This window comes from Streptomyces sp. NPDC055815 (assembly GCF_053616475.1).
This window is the reverse complement of the sequence record NZ_JBSHDU010000002.1, coordinates 61196-78782: the sequence shown is the minus strand read 5'-3', so window position 1 is coordinate 78782 and position 17587 is coordinate 61196. Positions and strand designations below refer to the sequence as shown.

Here is a 17587-nt window from a genome sequence, read left to right as displayed (position 1 = left end):
CGGACTTGGGTCCTGGCCGGGCGGGGTGAACCGGTGGCCGCGGCCCGGGAGTTCACCGAGGCCGCTCGGGACTGCGCGGGCTCCGGGGCGGTCCTGCGCGAGGCCCACAGCCTGCTCCTCGCCGCACCACAGCTCCAGGCCTCGGGCGACGCCCGGCAGTCCGCCGCCGTCCGGAGCCGGGGCCGGCGCCCGCATGCTGGTGGACCTGGCCGACCGCACTCCCGCACCGCCCCGGGGTGGCGCCACCGGCGGGCGGCTCGCCGTCCTCACCCCGCGCGAGCGGGAGATATCGGCCCTGGTGGCCGAGGGGCTCACCAACCAGGCCGTGGCCGACCGGCTCTGCCTGAGCCCGCGCACGGTCGAGAGCCATGTCGCCCGCGTCTACCGCAAGACGGGCGTGGAGACCCGCGCCGGTCTTGCCTCGCTGGTCGTCAGGGACGGGACGCCGGCCGGTCAGTCCTTGCGGGGATAGGTGGCGGTCACCCGGCCCTTGGCGTCGGCGGTCAGATAGGCGACGCCGTAGGTGTCGGACAGGTGGACGCTCAGGCCCGCCTCGCTCCCGAGGAGCGTCGAACCCGGGGTGAGGACGAGGTAGCGGCTCGTCGGCCGGTCGACGCCCAGCTCCTTGTCGGCGCGCTTCATGAGCGCCGGCAGCGTCTCCCAGGCGAACGCGTCCAGGTCGGCGGGGACCGCGCCCGGGAAGGCGGTGCCGCCGGGACCCTGCCGGACGGCCACGTCGCCGCCCCGGTACACGTACCGGTCGTACCGTTTCGTGCTGCCCTTGACCAGCGATTGGGCCACCGCGTAGTCCGGGTGGACGACGAACCCGGTGACCTTCGCCCCGCCGGAGGCCGCCTTGACCGCGGCCACGGCGGTCCGTACCCCGTCGGCCGTGAGCAGATCGAGCTTCTCGGGAGCCGCCGCCCCGGCCGGAGCCGACGATGTCGGCGTCCGCCGCGTGGGTGGGGCGGCGCTCGGCCCGCTCCCCGGGTCGGCCGGCCGCCACTCCCCGCTCATGACAGCCACGGGAAGCCCGACGGCCAGCACGACCACGACTGCCGCCCCGAGGAACCGGCCGAGACGCCCGCGCCGCCGCCGTCCGGCCACGGAGGCCGGTGCCGCCGCCACCGGCGCGGTCCCCGCGGGAGCGCCGTCCGCCGGGCTCTCCGGTGTGACGGCCGGCGGTGCCAGCCGGAACGAGGTCGTCCCTCCGTCCTCGGCGGCGGGCGCCCCGGCGGCGGCCACCGGCCCCGCCGCCCCGACCGCCGCCAGCGCGCGGTCGAGTTCCTCCGCGTCGGGACGGGCGGCCGGGTCCCGTACCAGCAGCCGGGTCAGTACGTCGGTCAGCGCACCGGCCCGCAGGGGAGCGGGCACGTCGTCGGAGAGGACGGCCGCCAGGGTGGCCAGGGTGTTCTCCCGGCGCAGCGGATGGTGGCCCTCCACCGCCACGTACAACAGCATGGCGAGCGACCACAGATCGGCGGCGGGTCCGCTCGTGCCGCCCCGGATCCGTTCCGGCGCCATGTAGTCCGGCGAGCCGATGATCGAACCCGAGGTCGTCAGGACGGTGGACTCGCGGATCGCCGCGATGCCGAAGTCGGTGAGCACCGGTCGCCCGTCCGGTCGCAGCAGGACGTTCGCGGGCTTCACGTCGCGGTGCTCGATGTCCCGCTCGTGGGCCGCGCGCAGGGCGGACAGCAGGTCGCGGCCGAGCGCGGCGGCCTCGCCCGGGGTCATCGTGCCCCGGTCGAGGCGGTCCTGGAGGGAGCCGCCGGTGACCAGCTCCATCACGAGCCACGGGTAGGTGCCCTCGCCCGCGTCCACGATGTGATGGATCGTCACCACGTTGGGGTGGTCGATCCTCGCCAGGGCACGCGCCTCGCGCAGCACGCGCGCCCGCAGGGTCCTCGCCCCCTCGACGTCGTGCTCGGCCATCGCCGGGTCCGGCGGACGCACCTCCTTGACCGCCACGTCACGGTGGAGGGCCAGGTCGCGGGCGCGCCACACCGTGCCCATCCCGCCGCCGCCCAGCCGCTCCACCAGTTCGAAACGGCCGTCGATCACTCTGCTCACACGCACCCCTGTACTCGGGTCACACCCTGTTCCTCGGGGCGCGGACGGCCGCCCGCCCCGGTCCCGACCCCGCCCACCTCGCCGTACACGCCCCCGTGGTCACCGAGTGTGACGGAGCCGCCCGCGCGCCGCCAGGCGCTGGCCGCCCGTTTCCGTACGCACAGAGGTCGGACCGACTCTCGCAGCCCCGGGCCGCCCCGCACATCCGTAGAACTACGGAACCGAACGGCCGCACTGCGCAGCGCCCGCCGACGGCTCCTCGGCTAGGGTGATTCGGTAGGGATTGCGCCCCCTGGGGCCAGGCCGATGCGTAGGTCGATGCGTTGGAGACTCACCAGTCGTCGAGCAGGGTTCCGCAGCCGCCCCGGGCGGCCGTCGGTGATGCGGGCGTGCTCCGCGAGCTGCTCCCGATCGCCCTCTGGCGGGAGGACGCCGAGGGTCGCATCGTCGAGTGGTCGCTCGCCGCGCAGGACCTCCTCGGCCACCGGCCCGAGCACGTCCTCGGCAGGCTCGCGACCCCGCTCCTCGTCCCCGACGCGAACCGTGAGCTCGCCGACCGGCTCACCGACCGCGTCCAGGCGGGCGAGACCATGGTCGGCACGCTGCCCGTCCGCCACCGCGACGGCCACACCGTCACCATGGAGATGTGGATCGTCCCCGCCGCCGACCCGGAAGGACGCCCGGGCGCGATGCTCATCGCCGTGGAGACCTCCGAGGTCCTGCGGATGCGGGAGAACCTGGCGGCGATGGAGAGCCTCTTCACCCAGTCGCCCATAGGGCTCGCCCTGCTCGGCCCCGACCTGCGCTTCCTGCGCGTCAACGACGCCCTCGCCCGGATGAACGGCGTGTCGGCCGCCCGGCACGTGGGCCACCGGCTCACCGAGGTCGTGCCCGGCGTCAACGCCGCCTCGCTCGAGTCCCTCATGCGCCAGGTCCTGGAGAGCGGTACGGCCGTGGTGGACGCCCGCCGGGTCGGCCGCACCCCCGCCGACCCCGACCGCGACCACATCTGGTCCTGCTCCTACGCCCCGCTCGTCGACCGGGCCGAGCGCCGGCCGCTCGGTCTGATCGCCTCCCTCGTGGACATCACCGAGAGCCAGGAGGCGCACATCGAGGTCGAGCGGGCCCGGCACCGCTTCGCCCTGCTCGCCGAGGCCGGGGCGAGGATCGGCACCACCCTGGACCTGAAGCAGACGGCCGAGGAGGCCGTCGCCTTCCTCGTACCCCAGCTGGCCGACTCGGCCGACGTGCAGATGCTGGAGTCCGTCCTCGAACCCGACGATCCGGCGGCCTCCACCCGGGGGGTGCTGCGGCGCCTCGCGGCCCGCTTCCCCGACCCGACCGCGCCCACGTCCCTCCTCGCCCCGGGCCAGACCTTCCAGATCCCCCTCGACTCCGTGTACGAGCAGGTGGTCGTCCACGGGCGGCCCACGAACCTCTACACCTCCGACATCCCGAAGCTCTTCACCGATCCGCGCACCGAGTCGCTCCGCACCTACTTCGCCACCCGCATCGGCTCGGCCCGGCTCGTCCCCCTGGTGGCCCGGGGGCAGGTGCTCGGGGCGATCACGGTGACCCGGCTCCGTACCCGTGAGCCCTTCGACGCGCAGGACTGCGTCCTCATCGACGAGGTCGTCGCCCGCGCCGCCCTCAACATCGACAACGCCCGGCTCTACACCACCCAGCGGGAGGCCGCCCTCACCCTCCAGCGCAGCCTCACCAACAACGAGCTCCCGGACGTCACCGGCCTCGAACTCACCGGCCGCTATCTCCCCGCGAGCTCCCACGACGTCGGCGGCGACTGGTTCGACGTCATCGCGCTGCCCGGCGGCCGCACGGGCCTCGTCATCGGCGACGTCATGGGCCACGGCATCCACGCGGCCGCCGTCATGGGCCAACTGCGCACCGCCGTACGGACCCTGGCCCGCCACGACATCGCACCGGCCCGCATGCTGAGTTCCCTGGACGCCGTCGTGGCCGACCTCGGCGAGGACGAGATGGCCACCTGTGTGTACGCGGTCCACGACCCGGCCGACGGAGGCTGGGTCATCGCCCGCGCGGGCCATCCGCCGCCCGCCGTCGCCACCCCGGACGGCACCATCACCTTCCTCGACGGGCCGCCCGGGACGCCGCTCGGCACCGGGGCGCACGACTTCGGAGCGGAGGAGGTCGTCCTGCCCGGGGGCGGACTCCTCGTCCTCTACACGGACGGTCTCATCGAGGCCCGCGACCGGGACCTCGACCAGGGCATGCGGCAGCTCGCCGAGGCGCTCCGGCCGCTGGACCGGCCCCTGGACACCCTGTGCGACGAGGTCATCGGGCGGCTCCTGCCGGGGGCCGCCCAGGACGACGTGGCGATGCTCCTGGCCCGTACGACCCGCTGAACCCCCTTACGGGAGCAGCCGGTGGAGGTCCCGGAGGAGGGCGATCTCCGCGCCGTGGTGCAGAAGTTCCTGGTTGACCCACCAGACGATCTCCAGGAAGGGGTTCTCCGCGTCGCTGCCGTGCGGGTAGGTGCAGTGGCCGACCGTGTCGAGCGCCTTGTCGTCGACGGACAGCAGCGCCTCGCGCCAGGCGTCGGCGGCGGCGTCGAAGGCGGCGAGGGCGGAGGCGACGTCCCCGCTGACCGCGTAGTCGTCACGGGTCAGGCTGCGGCTGCCGTTCGTGTGGTCGGCGCGCAGCGCGAGCATCTCGGAGAGATGGCTGAGCCGCCAGGCGATCGTCGTGAACGGCGGCGGCGTGGGGTGCGGCGGGAGCGTCGTGTCCCGGCCCCACTCCCCGGCGCCGACCAGGAGGGTCGCGCGCGCCCCCGGGCCGTCGGCGTGCCGCCGGACGGACCAGCAGCCGGGCGCCGGCTCCCACAGGTACTCGGCGTCGGTCATCGGACCGACCTCGACGTCCGTACCGTTGCCGCTGTCCATCACCGGTCCCGCCATGCGGTCGGCGAGCCGCTTCCGGGCGAAGTCGAACTGGTCGAGAAGGGGGACGAGGCGCTCGGGCAGGGACACGGGACGCTCCGGATCACACGGGGACAGGGCGGTCGAACCCTGCCACAGGCGTCTGTGGGGCGCACGCGAATATCGGCCCGGATCAGGCCTGTTGACTCCCCGTCACGGGAGCGTGGAGGGGAGTCGCCGATAGGACGGTGTGGGGGCTGCCCGTCCCCCCGGATTCGGGCAGACCCCACCGCCGACTCCGGGCCCGCGGACCCCGGGGCTCCCGGAGTTCCGCGTCCCGGAGGGTTCAGGTCCGGTCGATGTGCACGCTGGTCGACTTCACGCGGGCGGTCGCCTGCATGCCGACCTCGAGGCCCAGCTCCTCCACCGCCTCGCGGGTGAGCAGTGAGACGAGCCGGTGCGGACCGGCCTGGATCTCGACCTGGGCGGCGACGTCGCCGAGCTTGACGGCGGTCACGATCCCGGGGAAGGCGTTGCGGGCGGAGGTGTAGGGCTCCTCCTCGTCCCCGTGGGCGCCCTGACCGACCTCGACGGAGAAGGCGGCGAGGTCGCGGCCGTCGATGAGGCGCCGGCCGTTCTCGTCGCGGTGGGTCGTGACCCGGCCCGCGTCGGCCCAGCGGCGTGCCGTGTCGGGGCTGACGCCGAGCAGGCGTGCGGCCTGACCGATGGTGTAGGACTGCATGGCGATCACGTTAGGTGGAAGGGGATCTCATCTGCAAGCGATCACCGTCAGGCTCATGGCATCTGCCAGCCGACTTGGAGGAACCGACCAACGGACGTGGTGTCTCGGGCCGTTCGCGATCGCCGCGCGACCGCCTGGACCGGCGGACAAGGTCGCTCAGGCCGCCGTTCCCCATCGCGGTCCGACCGCCTCTGACCACGGACGCGGTCGCTCAGGCCGCCGTTCCCCATCGCCGTTCGACCGCCTCTGACCACGGACGCGGTCGCTCAGGCCGTTCCCGAACGCCGTCCGACCGCCTCGACCAGCGGCAGCAGCCGGTGTGCCACCCGCTCGCGCAGTGCGATCTCGGTCCGGGTGCGGACCACTCCCGGCAGCTGGATCAGCCGCTGGATGACGTCCTCCAGATGCCCGGCGTCCCGGGCCACCACCCGGGTCAGGAGATCGCCGCCGCCGGTGATGGAGAAGGCCTCCACGATCTCCGGCACCGCCGCGAGCGCGTCGCCGACCTCGTCCAGATGACCCTGGGTCACCTCGACGTGCACGAAGGCGAGCACCGGATGCCCGAGGGCGGCGGGGGAGAGGACCGGCCCGGTCGCCGTGATCACCCCGTCCCGCTCCAGCCGGTCGATCCTCGCCTGCACGGTGCCCCGCGCCACGCCCAGGATCCGCGCGTACTCGCGCACGCTCGTCCTCGGCTGCTCGATCAGCAGCCGCAGGATCCGCGTGTCGAGTCCGTCCACCGCCATGCTCCGTCGCCCTCCTTCGCCCCGGCTCGTCCGATTTCCGACTCTACCCATGCCGCCCACGCGCACCCCGCTTCCGTGGCATGTCCGGAACTGCCTGTTCGGCGCACCTGAAACGCCCGCATTCCCCGGCCGACGGGGAGGGTGATCCCGTACGGTCGGTGCCTCGGGGCTCGGGAGGCAAGGGGGAGCGGGGGGATGGGAATGGGCGCGCCACGGCTGCGGCCACTGCGGGACGACGATCCGGTACGGCTGGGCCCGTACCGGCTGATCGCCCGGGTGGGGGCCGGCGGCATGGGCCGGGTCTACCTCGGCCGTACGGTCAGCGGTCGTCTCGTGGCCCTCAAGACCCTCCTCGCGGAGGGCGAGGTCTCGGAGACGGACCGGCGGCGGTTCGCCCGCGAGGTGGCGCTGGCCCGCCGCGTCAACGGGCTGTTCACCGTGACCGTACTGGACGCGGACGCCGAGTCGGAGCGGCCCTGGATGGCCACCGAGTACGTCCCCGCCCTCTCCCTCGCCGAGCTGGTCCGGGAGGTCGGCGCGCTGCCACCGGACGCCGTGCGCTGGATCGCCGCCGGAATGGCCGAGGCGCTGGTGGACCTCCACGGGGCGGGGATCGTGCACCGGGACGTCAAACCGGGGAACGTGCTCCTGCCCCTGTCCGGTCCCCGGCTCATCGACTTCGGCATCTCCCACGCGCTCGACCTGACCCGTACCTCCCTGACCCTGGGCACGATCGCGTTCACCTCGCCCGAGCAGGCACGCGGAGAGGCCTCCACCCCGGCCTCCGACGTGTACTCGACCGGCACGACGCTCTTCCACCTCGCGACGGCCCGGCCCCCGTACGCACCGGATTCGGACGCCTTCCGGCTCCTCGCACACGTCCAGCGGGCCGAGGTCGCGCTCGACGGTCTGCCGCGCGGACTCGACGACCTGATCCGGCCACTTCTGAAGCGGGACCCGTCGTCCCGGCCGACACCCCGGGACATCCTCGCCGCCTTCGAGCGCGGGCCCGTCGGCGGCAGCGAACTGCTTCCGGCGGCGTGGACGGACCTGATCCGGGCGAGCCACGAGTACGTACCACCACCGGAGGCCCCCGACCGCCCGGCCCGGACCTCGGCCGGGAGCGCCGCCCCCGCAGCCCCTGACCCCGCAGCCCCTGACCCCGCAGCCCCGGACCCCTCAGCCCCGGACCCCTCAGCCCCGGACCCTGTGGCCCCGGACCTAGCAGCCCCGGACCCCGTGGCCCCCCGCCCCGCGGGCGTCGTACCGGCGCTCCACTCCGCCCCGACACGGACCGCCCGCCCGAAACCGGCTCCGGCTCCGGATCCGGTCCCGCGCCCGGTGTCCACCACGGCGGCGGGTGGCCGAGGGTCCGGCCGGCGCGTCAGGGTCCTGGTCGCGGCGGCGCTCGCCGTCGCGGTGTCGACGGGCGGATACCTGGTCCACGACCGCATGTCCGACGGCGGGCAGGCGGCGGCGGTCTGTCTGGCCAACACCCGCGTCGGACCGGGAGACTACAAGCCCGTGAATCCCGTCGAGGTGGACTGCGACGCGCCCACCGCGACGATGGCGGTCGTGGCGCACACGGCCGCCGGCGGTCCCTGCCCGAAGAATCCGCAGCCCAGCGAACACTGGCCCGGATCCACCCTCTGCGTCGGACCGAAGGTCGTCAGAGGCGACTGCCTGGACGAGACCAGGTACGACTCGGGATACCTTCCGTCGTCCGTGCTGTGGGCGGAGGGCTCCTGCGCGGGCCCCTCCACCAAGTTGAGGGTCTCCGCGGTCCATGCCTGGGACGGAAGAGGGGTGAAGGAGTCCGCCTGCGGCGCGGGACACTCGAACGGATCCGACGGCCTCCTGTGGACGGACAGCACGGGCTACGTGTACTGCCTGGAGAAGTGGTAGGCGGGGCCTGCTGCGTTCGCGGGACGGCCGGATCTGGGAGAGGCTCGTCGGCATCGGCTGAGGCGCGGCCGTGCACGTCCGGCGGGAGCGACGACGAGTGGACGCATACCGTGAGCAGGAGCAGGCGGGTACGCCCCCGCCCGGGGGCGGCGAACCCTGGGGCGCGGAGACCGCGTGGGGCGACGCCGTCCTCGACGCCGTCTTCACCCAGGCCGACATCGGACTCCACGTCCTGGACACGGATCTCCGCATCGTCCGGGTGAACGCCGTCGTCGCGGGGATCCACGGCTTCCCCGCCGACCGGGTCCTCGGCATGCCCGCGGTCGAGGCGTACGCCTCGTACGCCGGTGTGCACATCGACGAAGCCGTCCTGCGCGAGGTCCTCGCGACGGGCCGCCCCGCGACCGACCGGCTCGTCTCCGGGCACCCGCCCGGCGCCGAGCACACCGAGCACGTCTACTCCGCCTCCGCGCACCGCCTCCAGGACGGCGCGGGCCGGGTGCTCGGCGTGGTCGTCACCAGCACCGACGTCACCGACCGCGAACGGGCGCAGGCCCGGCTGCGGCTCCTGCACGACGCCCACGAGCGCATCGGCACCGGCCTCGACGTGGAACGCACCGCCCGGGAACTCGTCGACGTGACCGTGCCCGCGTTCGCCGACTCCGTCGTGGTCGCCCTCACCGACGCCGTCTTCCGGGGCCAGGACCCGGCCCTCCAGTACCGGGACACGGTCCCGCTGCTGCGCTGCGCCGCCACCGGCAGGACGGAGCACGGACCGGAGGTCCCGGAGGCCGGCGCCGTCCTGCTGCCGGGGATCTTCGGGGACCGGCTGCCGACCGCGGAAGGCCCGTTCCCGCCGGCGGGGACGGGCGACGGCCCGGCCACGCGCCTCGTCGTACCGCTCACCGTACGGGGGCAGATCTTCGGCGCGGTCGCCTTCCGACGCCTCGACGACGGGGAGCCGTACGGCCCCGACGACCGCGCCCTCGCCGACGCCCTGGCGTCCCGTACGGCGAACTGCCTGGAGAACGCGCTCCGGTACACCCGCGAACACATCGTCATGACCGCCCTGCAGAGCTGGCCGCCGCCCAGGGAGGAGGCGACCCAGAGCGCCGTCGACGTCGCCCGCCGCCACCGGCCGGGCGGCAGTGGCGCCGGCTCCTGGTGCGACGTGATCCCCCTGCCGGGCGCGCGCGTGGCCCTCGTCGTGGGGCAGGTCGAGTCCCCTGGGCCCGGAGCCGTCGCCACGATGAGCAGGCTGCGGACCGCCGTCCACAGCCTGACCACGCTGGACCTCGACCCGCACGAACTCCTCGCCCGCCTCCACGCGACCACGCTCAGCCTCGCCGCGGAGGGCGAGGGGACGCCCGGGACCCGAACCGCCGCGCCGCCGACCCCGGCGGGAGCGCCCGGGGCAACGCCGCTCACCCACGGGGGCGCCCCGGACACGGCGCCGCTCACCCACGGGGGCACCTCAGATACCGCGCCGCTCACCCACGGGGGCACCCCGGACACCGTGCCGCTCACCCACGGCGGCGCCCCGCTGACCGTGTCCGCCGCCGCCCCCGGCGCGCAGCTCGCCGTGCCCGCCCCCGTCGACCCGCACCCCACCGCCGGATGCACGATCGCCGTCCACGACCCCGTCGACGGGCGGCTCGACATCGCGCGTGCCGGTGCCTCGCTGCTCGTCGTCGTCCACCCCGACGGCTCGGCGGACAGCCGGCCGCTCGACGAGGGGCCCCTGCTGGGCGGCGAAGGCCCGCCGTTCGCCTGCGCGACGCTCTTCCCTCCCGAGGGCAGCACCCTCTGTCTGGCCTCGGCCGGCGAAGGGCCGCGGGCGGAGGACCTGATGGCGGCCCTCGCGCACCCGGAGCGCGACCCGGAGGCGATGGCCGACGACGTGGAACGGCTCCTCGCCCCCGACCGGGTCCTGCTCCTCGCCCGTACCCGCCATCTGCCGCCGGACGAACTGGCCGCGTGGGAGGTCCCGTACGACCTGTCCGCCGTCGGTACGGCGCGGGCCCAGGTCGAGGACCGGCTGAGGCGCTGGAAGCATCCCGCCGACCCGTTCACGGTGACGCTCGTCGTCAGCGAACTCGTCACCAACGCCCTTCGCTACGGCGCCGCCCCCGTCACCCTCCGCCTCATCGCCGACGGCCCGTCCCTCACCTGCGAGGTGACCGACGCGGGACAGGCCGCTCCCCACCTCCGCCACGCCAAAGCCGTCGACGAGGGCGGCCGCGGCCTCCTCATCTGCGCCTCCCTCGCGGACAACTGGGGCGTGCGGTACACCGACGAGGGCAAGACCGTCTGGGCCGAGCTGGGCGGCGACGGAGCCTAGAGCCGGTCCGGCGGAGCAGGGCCGGGTCCGCGGCGGTCGCCGTCCCCCGGCCGGCCCGCGCCACGTCTACAGCGCGGATGCCACCGTCAGGCCCTCCAGTACCGCCTCCTCCACCGTGCGCGGGCTGACGCGGTCGCCCACCGCGAAGACACGGTCGGGCGCGAGGCCCAGGGCGAGCGGGTCCGGGTCGGTGACCGGGAGGTGGCCCTGGGCCAGGACGACCCCGGACGTGCCCTCCAGGACCACCGGGTCCTCGGTCAGGGTGTGCTGGAGGTAGACGGTGTCGTCGTCCGCGCCGTAGAGCCGGACGTTGGGCACGATCTCGACCCGGGCACGCACGGCCTGGGCCAGCATCGCGGCGCGTACGTACTGCTGCAGGTGCTCGCCGGCCGCGAAGCCGGTCACGCAGAGGGTCACCTTCCGGCCCTGGCCGGCCAGGAGGAGGGCGACGCCGAGGCCGATCCAGTCGCCGCGCCAGTCCGCCACCACGATCCGCCCCCGGCGGCCGCGGGGGAGCTCGGCGTCGCCGCGGATCACCGACCAGGCGTCGAGCACCACCGGGTCGTCCATCAGCTCCAGGCGCGGTCGGCGGGGCCGGGCCCCGGTCGCGAGGATCACGGCGTCCGGGGCCGCGGCGGCGAGCTCCGCGACGTCGATCCGCGAGCCCGTCACGACGCGGACTCCGGCGCGGTGCGCCTCGCCCTCCAGGTTGGTGACCACCCCGCCGAACTCGGCCCGCCCCGGAAGCCGTTCGGCAAGCAGCACCTGGCCGCCCACACGGCGGCCCGCCTCGTGCAGTTCCACGTCGTGGCCGCGTGCGGCCGCCACGGCAGCGGCCTTCAGGCCGGCCGGCCCGCCGCCGACCACCAGCACCTTCTTGCGCCGTGTCACGAGCGGCAGGACCCCGAAGCGACGCTCCCGCCCCGTCTCCGGGTGCTGGATGCAGGAGATGGGGTGGCCGAGCTGGAAGTGGCCGATGCAGGCCTGGTTGCAGCCGATACACGCACGGATCTCCTCGGTACGGCCTTCGGCGGTCTTGGCCGGCAGCTCCGGGTCGCAGATCAGCGCCCTGGTCATCGCGCAGGCGTCGGCCTGCCCGTCCGCGAGGATCTGCTCCGCCTCCTGCGGCTGGTTGATCCGGCCGGCCACCATCACCGGGACGCCGACCACCGCGCGTACCTTCGCGGCCAGCGGGGCGGTGTAGCCGACGGGCCGGAACATGGACGGAGCGATGTGCTCGGCCCCGGACAGGCTCGACGAACTGCCCGCGCACACCGAGACGTAGTCGAGGAGTCCTTCGGCGTCGAGCCGGGCGACGGTGTCCAGGACCAGCTCGGTGTCCAGGCCGTCGTGGCTCAGTTCGTCGCCCGAGACGCGCAGGCCGACGGCGAAGTCCGGCCGTGCCTCCGCCCGTGCGCTGCGCAGCGCCTCGCGCAGGAACCGCAGCCGCCCCTCGCGGTCGCCGCCCCAGCCGTCGGTCCGGACGTTGACGTGGGGGCTGAGGAACTGCGCCGGCAGATACCCGTGGCTGGCGACGACCTCCACGCCGTCGAGCCCGGCCTCGCGCAGCCGGCGGGCCGCCTGTCCGTAGCCGTCGACGACCTCGTGGATCTCCGCCTCGGTCATGGCGCGCGGCATGACGTGGAAGCGCTCGCTCGGCGTGGCCGAGGGCGCCCACGCCACCGGAGCCGTGCCGTCCGCGGACTCCAGGATCTCCCGGCCGGGGTGGAACAGCTGGCCGAAGACCTTCGTACCGTGCCGGTGCACCGCCGCCGCGAGCCGGGCATAGCCGGCCACGCACGCGTCGTCGGTGGCCATCAGCACGTGCGTGGTGTAGCGGGCGGACTCGTGCACGCCGGAGACCTGGAGCACGATCAGGCCGACACCACCCGCGGCGCGCGCCTCGTGATAGGCGATCAGGTCCTCGGTGACCGCGCCGTCCTCGGCCAGGACCGTGTCGTGGCCGGAGGACAGGATCCGGTTGGGTACGGTGACGCCGCCGATCCTCAGGGGGCTGAACAGGTGCGGGAAACGCGTCGTCATGGGACGTCCTTTCTCGGGCCCGGACGGGCGGCGGCCCGGAGCGGGCCGCCGCTCCCCGTCAGCGGAGCGTGAGGTGCGGTTCGAACGCGTCGAGCAGCAGGTCCCGCATCCGGGCCGGAGTCATCTCCCCGTTCCCCGCGAGGACCTGGATGGCGAGGCCGTCCGCGAGGGCGGTGAACCGGCTGGTCAGCGCCTCCGGGTCGGCGTCCGTGGCCATCCCCTCGTCCTGACAGGCGTGCACCAGGTCGAGCACGGTCCGCCGCCAGCGGGCGTAGATCTCGCGCTGGCCCTCCCGCAGGGCGGGGTCGAGGATCGCCTCGTTCCACGACTGCACCCACACCGACCATTCGTCGTTGTCGTCCTCGCCGCTGATCAGCTGGACGTCGATCAGCCGCCGCAGTTTCTCGACCGGCCCGTCCGCGTCCCGGAACTCGGCTTCGAGGCGCTGGTGGAGCCGTTCGGCGTAGTGGTGCAGGGCGGCGCGCAGCGCGTCGCCCTTCGTGGGGAAGTGGTAGTGGATCGTGCCGGTGCTGGTCCCGCAGGCGCGGGCGATGTCCGCGACCCGCACCTGATGGAAGCCGCGGCGGGCGATGAGCCGCGCGGTCTCCTCCAGGATCTGGGCCCGGCGGACCTCCGCGTCGACGGCTTCGGCGCGGCGTCGCCCTTCGGGCACCGCCGGGTCGTCCGGGGCGGTGGGCGGCCGTCCCTCCCCGGTCCGCAGATACCGCAGGGACACCTTCCCGGTCCGCGCGATGGCGGCGAGCTCACCGGCCGAGAGGCGGCGGCTGCCGTTGAGGGCCTTGGACAGCGCGGTGGGCTCCATGCCGATGCGGGCGGCGAACTCCCGCTGGCTGACCGCCGCCGACCGCACCACCAGGCGTGCCCGATCGGCCACGGCCCGGGCGTCGTCGCTCGGCGCCTGCCGGATCACTGTCATCGCGCCACCCCCTCCGCCCCGCTCGCCTCGTTCAACCTGCCCACAGCGCTCGCCTCGCCCAACCCGCCCACAGCGCTCGCCCCCTCCGCCCCGGCCAGGCCGGCGAGGACTTCGTCGGCGGCCCGGTATCCCGACGACACCGCGCCGTCGATGTAGCCGTTCCACTCCGACGCGGTCTCCGTTCCCGCCCAGTGCAGGGGCCCGGTCGGCTCCCGCCAGCCGCGTTCGCCGTGCCCGCTCCATCCGCCGGGCGTCGTGTAGGCCTCGTATCCGCCGCGGGCGAAGGGGTCCTGGGGCCAGATCTTCTCCGTGTAGTCGCGCGGCCGTCCGGCCCGGGGGCCGACCACGGAGACGAGGCCGGCCAGTGCGGCGGCCCTGCGGCCGGTCTCGTCCAGGGCGGTGAAGCCGTCCACGCGGTCGCCGTACACGAATCCGACGAGCACGCCGTGCGAACCGTCCTCCGGGGAGTTGTCGAACACGACGCCGATCGGCCCGTCGTCGTACAGGGTCGCGACCCCGGACAGCCCCTCCTCGCGCCAGAACGGGGTGTCGTAGACCGCGTGGATCTTGGCGACCCGCCCCATCGGGCTGTGCGAGAGCCAGCCGTCCCGGGCGGCGGGCAGGGGCGGCGCGAAGCCCACGGCCCGTACGGCGTGCGGGGGCAGGGCCACGATCGCCCGGCGGGCCCGGAGCACGGTGGTCGCGGTGCGGACGTGGACGCCGTCGGCGTCGTACGCGAGCGAGAGCGCCTGCTCGCCGAGGCGGACGCGGTCGCCGAGCAGGGTCGCGACCGCGCGGGCCGGTCCGGCGGCGCCCGTGCGGAACCGGCTGTCCTGGGCGCAGCCGCGGGTCTCCATCAGCTGCTCGAAGCCACCGGCCGCGGCGATGTAGAAGAGCACGTGGAAGAGCGAGATCTCGTCGGGCTCCGCGCACCACAGCCCTTGGACGGCGAGGGCCAGGCGGCGCAGGGCGTCCACGTCGTCGGTCTCGGAGCGGAAGAAGGACCGGGCCGTCCGCGCGTCCCATTCCTCGAAGCGGGCCGTGCGCCAGGGCCGGACGGTGTCGACGGTGCGGGCGAACGTGTCGAGGAGCTCGGTGACGCGGACGTACTCCGTGATGCCGGGTCCGTCGGCGGGGGCGGCGCCGGTGTACGGGACCCTCGTGCCGTCGTGCCAGACCTCGATGTGGCTGCCCTTCTCCCAGGTGGGGAAGGTGGGACAGCCGAAGCGCGCGGCGAGTTCGACGAGGCGGGTCTGGGTGGGGCCGACCCACTGGCCGCCGTGGTCGAGGGGTCCGCCGCCCGGTCGGATCTCGGTCAGGACCCGGCCGCCGACCCGGTCGGCGGCCTCGATCAGGGTGAAGTCGACGGCGTGGTCGTGGAGTCGGAGCGCCGCGGCAAGCCCGGCGTACCCTCCGCCCACGACGACGACATCGGATTCGATCAGACGCGTTCCGCTCTGTCTCTCCATGGCCCGAGAGGATGCGGCAACACTGACGGGCCCGTCAATGGTTGCGGCAGGGACGGATCTGGCCCTATCGGTCGGCCGTCAACGTCGCGCGGTCGATGCCCAGTTCGGTCACGAGCGCGTCGTCCACCCATTCCAGCATCGTGGCGCGGCTGAGCGGGCCCTTGTACGAGGTCATCTGCACGGCCAGTCCGTCGAGCAGCGCGGTCAGGCGCCAGGCCACGTCCTCGGGGCGGTCGCAGACGAACTCGCCGGCTGTCACGCCCTGTGCGACGACGTCGGCGATCGCGGCCTTCCACTGCTGGTCGAGGTCGTGGGCGACCTTCCTGAGGGCGGGTTCGCGCAACGCGGCCGCCCAGCCCTCGATCCAGAGCCGCCAGCCCTTGGCCTGGCCCGTCGGCGCGTACCAGCGCACGGCCGAGCGCAGCCGGAGCACGGCGCTGGTGCGGGGCTTGTCGAGGAGTCGGCGCAGGTGGGCGAGGTCTCCCTCGGCGGCGTGGGCGAAGGCCTCGGCGACGAGGAGTTCCTTGGTGGAGAAGTGGTAGAGCACCAGGGAGCTGCTGACCCCGAGCGCCGAGGCGACGTCCGCGATGCGTACGCCGCTGACGCCGCGGGCTTCGATCTGCTCGACGGCGACGCGCAGGATCTCCGCGCGCCGTTCCTCCACGCTCAACCGGACTCTGGCCACGGCTTTACCCTACACAGCTCTTGACAGTGCGATGTGGCCGGGCTCACAGTGCTGGCTACTGACTGGCCGTTCAGTCAGATGATGTGCCGCTCCGTACGTGACCCTCCCCCGTGCCGCCGTAGGAGTCCGCCCGTGACCCAAGCACCCGTCACCTCCAGCAGGGCCGAAGAGCCCGCACCCGAGACCCCCGACCTCTCCGAGGGCTGGGGCGAACAGCGCGGCCGGCTCCGCAAGGAGCTACGCCGCTTCGACGTCCTGCTGTTCCTCATATGCACCCTCGTCGGACTCGACACGATCGGGTCGGTCGCGGCGCAGGGCCCGCAGGGACTGACCTGGATGGCCATCCTCGCGCTGCTCTTCTTCCTCCCCTACGGACTCCTCGTCGCCGAACTCGGCTCCGCCTTCCCCGTCCAGGGCGGCCCGTACGTCTGGACCCGGCTCGCCTTCGGCCGGCTCACCGCGGGCCTCAACCAGATCCTCTACTGGATCTCCAACCCGGTGTGGGTGGGCGGCAGTCTGTGCATCATCGCCCTCACCACCTGGGAGGAGTTCTTCACGCCGCTGCCCGGTCTGTGGAAGTACGCCGCCGGTCTCGTCTTCATCTGGGGCGGCGCGCTCGCCGTCGTCCAGTCCGTCCGGGTCGGCAAGTGGGTGCCGATCGCGGGTGCCGTCGCGCGGATCGTGCTGCTCGGCTTCTTCCTCGTCTCGGTGGTCGTCTTCGCCGTGCGCAACGGCGTGCACGCCCTGCCCGCGAGCGAGTTCTCACCGACCTACGCCGGGTTCGTGGCGCTCGTCCCCGTCCTGATCTTCAACTACGTCGGCTTCGAACTGCCCAGCTCCGCGGCCGAGGAGATGCGCAACCCGCGCCGCGACATCCCGCTCTCCATCCTCCGCTCCGGCGTCGCCTCGCTGCTGCTCTACGGCGGGCCCATCCTCGGCATCATGTTCGTCCTGCCCAGCGAGCGGATCGGCAGCCTCGGCGGCTTCATCGACGCCTGCAAGGCCGTCTTCACCGTCTACGGGGGCTCCATCGCCGCGGACGGCACGGTCACCCTCACCGGTGCGGGCGCGGTCTTCGGCGGCATCGCCGCCGCGGGGCTCATCATCGGCCTGCTGACCTCCGGCGTCACCTGGGCGATGGGCGCGCACCGCGCCCAGGCCGTCGCCTGCGCCGACGGCGCCGGGCCGGCCTGGCTCGGCACGATCTCCGAGAAGCACGGCACCCCGGTGCGGGTGAACCTGCTCTCGGCGGTCCTCGCGTCGATCCTCCTCGTGGCCGCCCTCAACCTCACCGAGGGCGACGGCGAGAAGTACTTCGCGGCGGGCCTCGGCCTGACGATCTGCACGACCTTCATCTCGTACGTCATCACCTTCCCGAGCCTGGTGGTGCTGCGCCGCAAGTACCCGGACACCCCCCGCCCGTACGCCGTCCCGGGCGGCCGCCTCGGCGTCTGGACGGTCACCGCGCTCTCCACCGGCCTGGTCGCCTTCACCGTGGTCGTGCTGATCTGGCCGGGCTTCGGCATCGGCTGGTTCGGCACGGAGGGTTCCCCCGCGGACTCCCTGCCCGAGGCCTTCGCCGGCCAGCGCCTCGCGTACACGCTGAGCCAGGTCGTGCCGCTGCTGATCATCGCGGTCATCGGCCTCGTCTTCTACGCGGCGGGCGCGAAGACCCGCCGTACGAAGAGCTGAGTCCGGACCGTACGCGACGAGGGGCGGGCCCGCGGGCCCGCCCCTCACCACGTACCG

The 17587-nt window shown here is 74.0% G+C and carries 13 protein-coding genes; 5 read left to right on the top strand and 8 right to left on the bottom strand.

All coding sequences use genetic code 11. The annotated features are described in order from the left end of the window. Positions 1-193: 193 nt before the first annotated feature. Entirely contained in the window at positions 194-472 is a 279-nt protein-coding gene (locus tag ACWGN5_RS02120; RefSeq protein ID WP_453510688.1) for a response regulator transcription factor, read from the top strand. Here ACWGN5_RS02120 and ACWGN5_RS02115 read toward each other — a convergent pair. Further along, a complete protein-coding gene (locus ACWGN5_RS02115) occupies positions 454-2073 on the bottom strand; it encodes a serine/threonine-protein kinase (RefSeq protein WP_453510687.1) in 1620 nt (539 codons plus the stop codon). The two genes, ACWGN5_RS02120 and ACWGN5_RS02115, sit on opposite strands and share 19 nt — an antisense overlap. 323 nt (positions 2074-2396) lie before the next feature. On the opposite strand from ACWGN5_RS02115, the gene ACWGN5_RS02110 reads away from it, so the two are divergent. Further along, the gene (locus tag ACWGN5_RS02110; RefSeq protein WP_453510686.1) at positions 2397-4457 is read left to right on the top strand and encodes a SpoIIE family protein phosphatase; all 2061 of its coding nucleotides are present in this window, start codon (positions 2397-2399) and stop codon (positions 4455-4457) included. 6 nt (positions 4458-4463) lie between these two features. On the opposite strand, the gene ACWGN5_RS02105 is transcribed toward ACWGN5_RS02110, so the two are convergent. The 3 genes from ACWGN5_RS02105 to ACWGN5_RS02095 form a co-directional block, all read right to left on the bottom strand. Continuing rightward, positions 4464-5081, bottom strand: coding sequence for a DinB family protein (locus ACWGN5_RS02105; RefSeq protein WP_453510685.1), 618 nt, complete (start codon positions 5079-5081; stop codon positions 4464-4466). 235 nt (positions 5082-5316) lie between these two features. Further along, on the bottom strand, positions 5317-5712 hold the full coding sequence (locus ACWGN5_RS02100) for a TOBE domain-containing protein (RefSeq protein WP_453510684.1): 396 nt from the start codon (positions 5710-5712) through the stop codon (positions 5317-5319). 266 nt (positions 5713-5978) lie between these two features. Continuing rightward, a complete protein-coding gene (locus tag ACWGN5_RS02095; RefSeq protein ID WP_453510683.1) occupies positions 5979-6458 on the bottom strand; it encodes an Lrp/AsnC family transcriptional regulator in 480 nt (159 codons plus the stop codon). A 201-nt stretch (positions 6459-6659) separates the two neighbouring features. Here ACWGN5_RS02095 and ACWGN5_RS02090 point away from each other — a divergent pair, with 201 nt between their 5' ends. Beyond that, positions 6660-8363, top strand: coding sequence for a protein kinase domain-containing protein (locus ACWGN5_RS02090; protein ID WP_453510682.1), 1704 nt, complete (start codon positions 6660-6662; stop codon positions 8361-8363). Positions 8364-8460: 97 nt separating this feature from the next. Then, positions 8461-10704 carry a SpoIIE family protein phosphatase gene (locus tag ACWGN5_RS02085; RefSeq protein WP_453510681.1) on the top strand — a complete coding sequence of 748 codons (2244 nt, stop codon included), beginning with the start codon at positions 8461-8463 and terminating at the stop codon, positions 10702-10704. 66 nt (positions 10705-10770) lie between these two features. Here ACWGN5_RS02085 and ACWGN5_RS02080 read toward each other — a convergent pair whose 3' ends face one another. The 4 genes from ACWGN5_RS02080 to ACWGN5_RS02065 form a co-directional block, all read right to left on the bottom strand. Continuing rightward, positions 10771-12747 carry an oxidoreductase gene (locus ACWGN5_RS02080; RefSeq protein WP_453510680.1) on the bottom strand — a complete coding sequence of 659 codons (1977 nt, stop codon included), beginning with the start codon at positions 12745-12747 and terminating at the stop codon, positions 10771-10773. 58 nt (positions 12748-12805) lie between these two features. Beyond that, positions 12806-13684 (bottom strand): TetR family transcriptional regulator C-terminal domain-containing protein, encoded by an 879-nt coding sequence (locus ACWGN5_RS02075; RefSeq protein WP_453510679.1) that lies wholly within the window; start codon positions 13682-13684, stop codon positions 12806-12808. Further along, entirely contained in the window at positions 13681-15153 is a 1473-nt protein-coding gene (locus ACWGN5_RS02070) for a flavin monoamine oxidase family protein (RefSeq protein WP_453510678.1), read from the bottom strand. The genes ACWGN5_RS02075 and ACWGN5_RS02070 overlap by 4 nt, the downstream gene beginning before the upstream one ends. Positions 15154-15217: 64 nt before the next feature. After that, on the bottom strand, positions 15218-15838 hold the full coding sequence (locus tag ACWGN5_RS02065) for a TetR/AcrR family transcriptional regulator (protein WP_453510677.1): 621 nt from the start codon (positions 15836-15838) through the stop codon (positions 15218-15220). Positions 15839-15970: 132 nt separating this feature from the next. Here ACWGN5_RS02065 and ACWGN5_RS02060 point away from each other — a divergent pair, with 132 nt between their 5' ends. Next, positions 15971-17530, top strand: a complete 1560-nt coding sequence (locus ACWGN5_RS02060; RefSeq protein WP_453510676.1) for an APC family permease — start codon at positions 15971-15973, stop codon at positions 17528-17530. The last annotated feature ends 57 nt before the right edge of the window (positions 17531-17587 follow it).

Bases quoted from the DNA above. Each gene is read 5' to 3' on its own strand.
- ACWGN5_RS02120 (WP_453510688.1), top strand. From the start codon at position 194: ATGCTGGTGGACCTGGCCGACCGCACTCCCGCACCGCCCCGGGGTGGC.
- ACWGN5_RS02100 (WP_453510684.1), bottom strand. From the start codon at position 5,712: ATGCAGTCCTACACCATCGGTCAGGCCGCACGCCTGCTCGGCGTCAGC.
- ACWGN5_RS02095 (WP_453510683.1), bottom strand. From the start codon at position 6,458: ATGGCGGTGGACGGACTCGACACGCGGATCCTGCGGCTGCTGATCGAG.
- ACWGN5_RS02090 (WP_453510682.1), top strand. From the start codon at position 6,660: ATGGGCGCGCCACGGCTGCGGCCACTGCGGGACGACGATCCGGTACGG.
- ACWGN5_RS02080 (WP_453510680.1), bottom strand. From the start codon at position 12,747: ATGACGACGCGTTTCCCGCACCTGTTCAGCCCCCTGAGGATCGGCGGC.
- ACWGN5_RS02075 (WP_453510679.1), bottom strand. From the start codon at position 13,684: ATGACAGTGATCCGGCAGGCGCCGAGCGACGACGCCCGGGCCGTGGCC.
- ACWGN5_RS02070 (WP_453510678.1), bottom strand. From the start codon at position 15,153: ATGGAGAGACAGAGCGGAACGCGTCTGATCGAATCCGATGTCGTCGTC.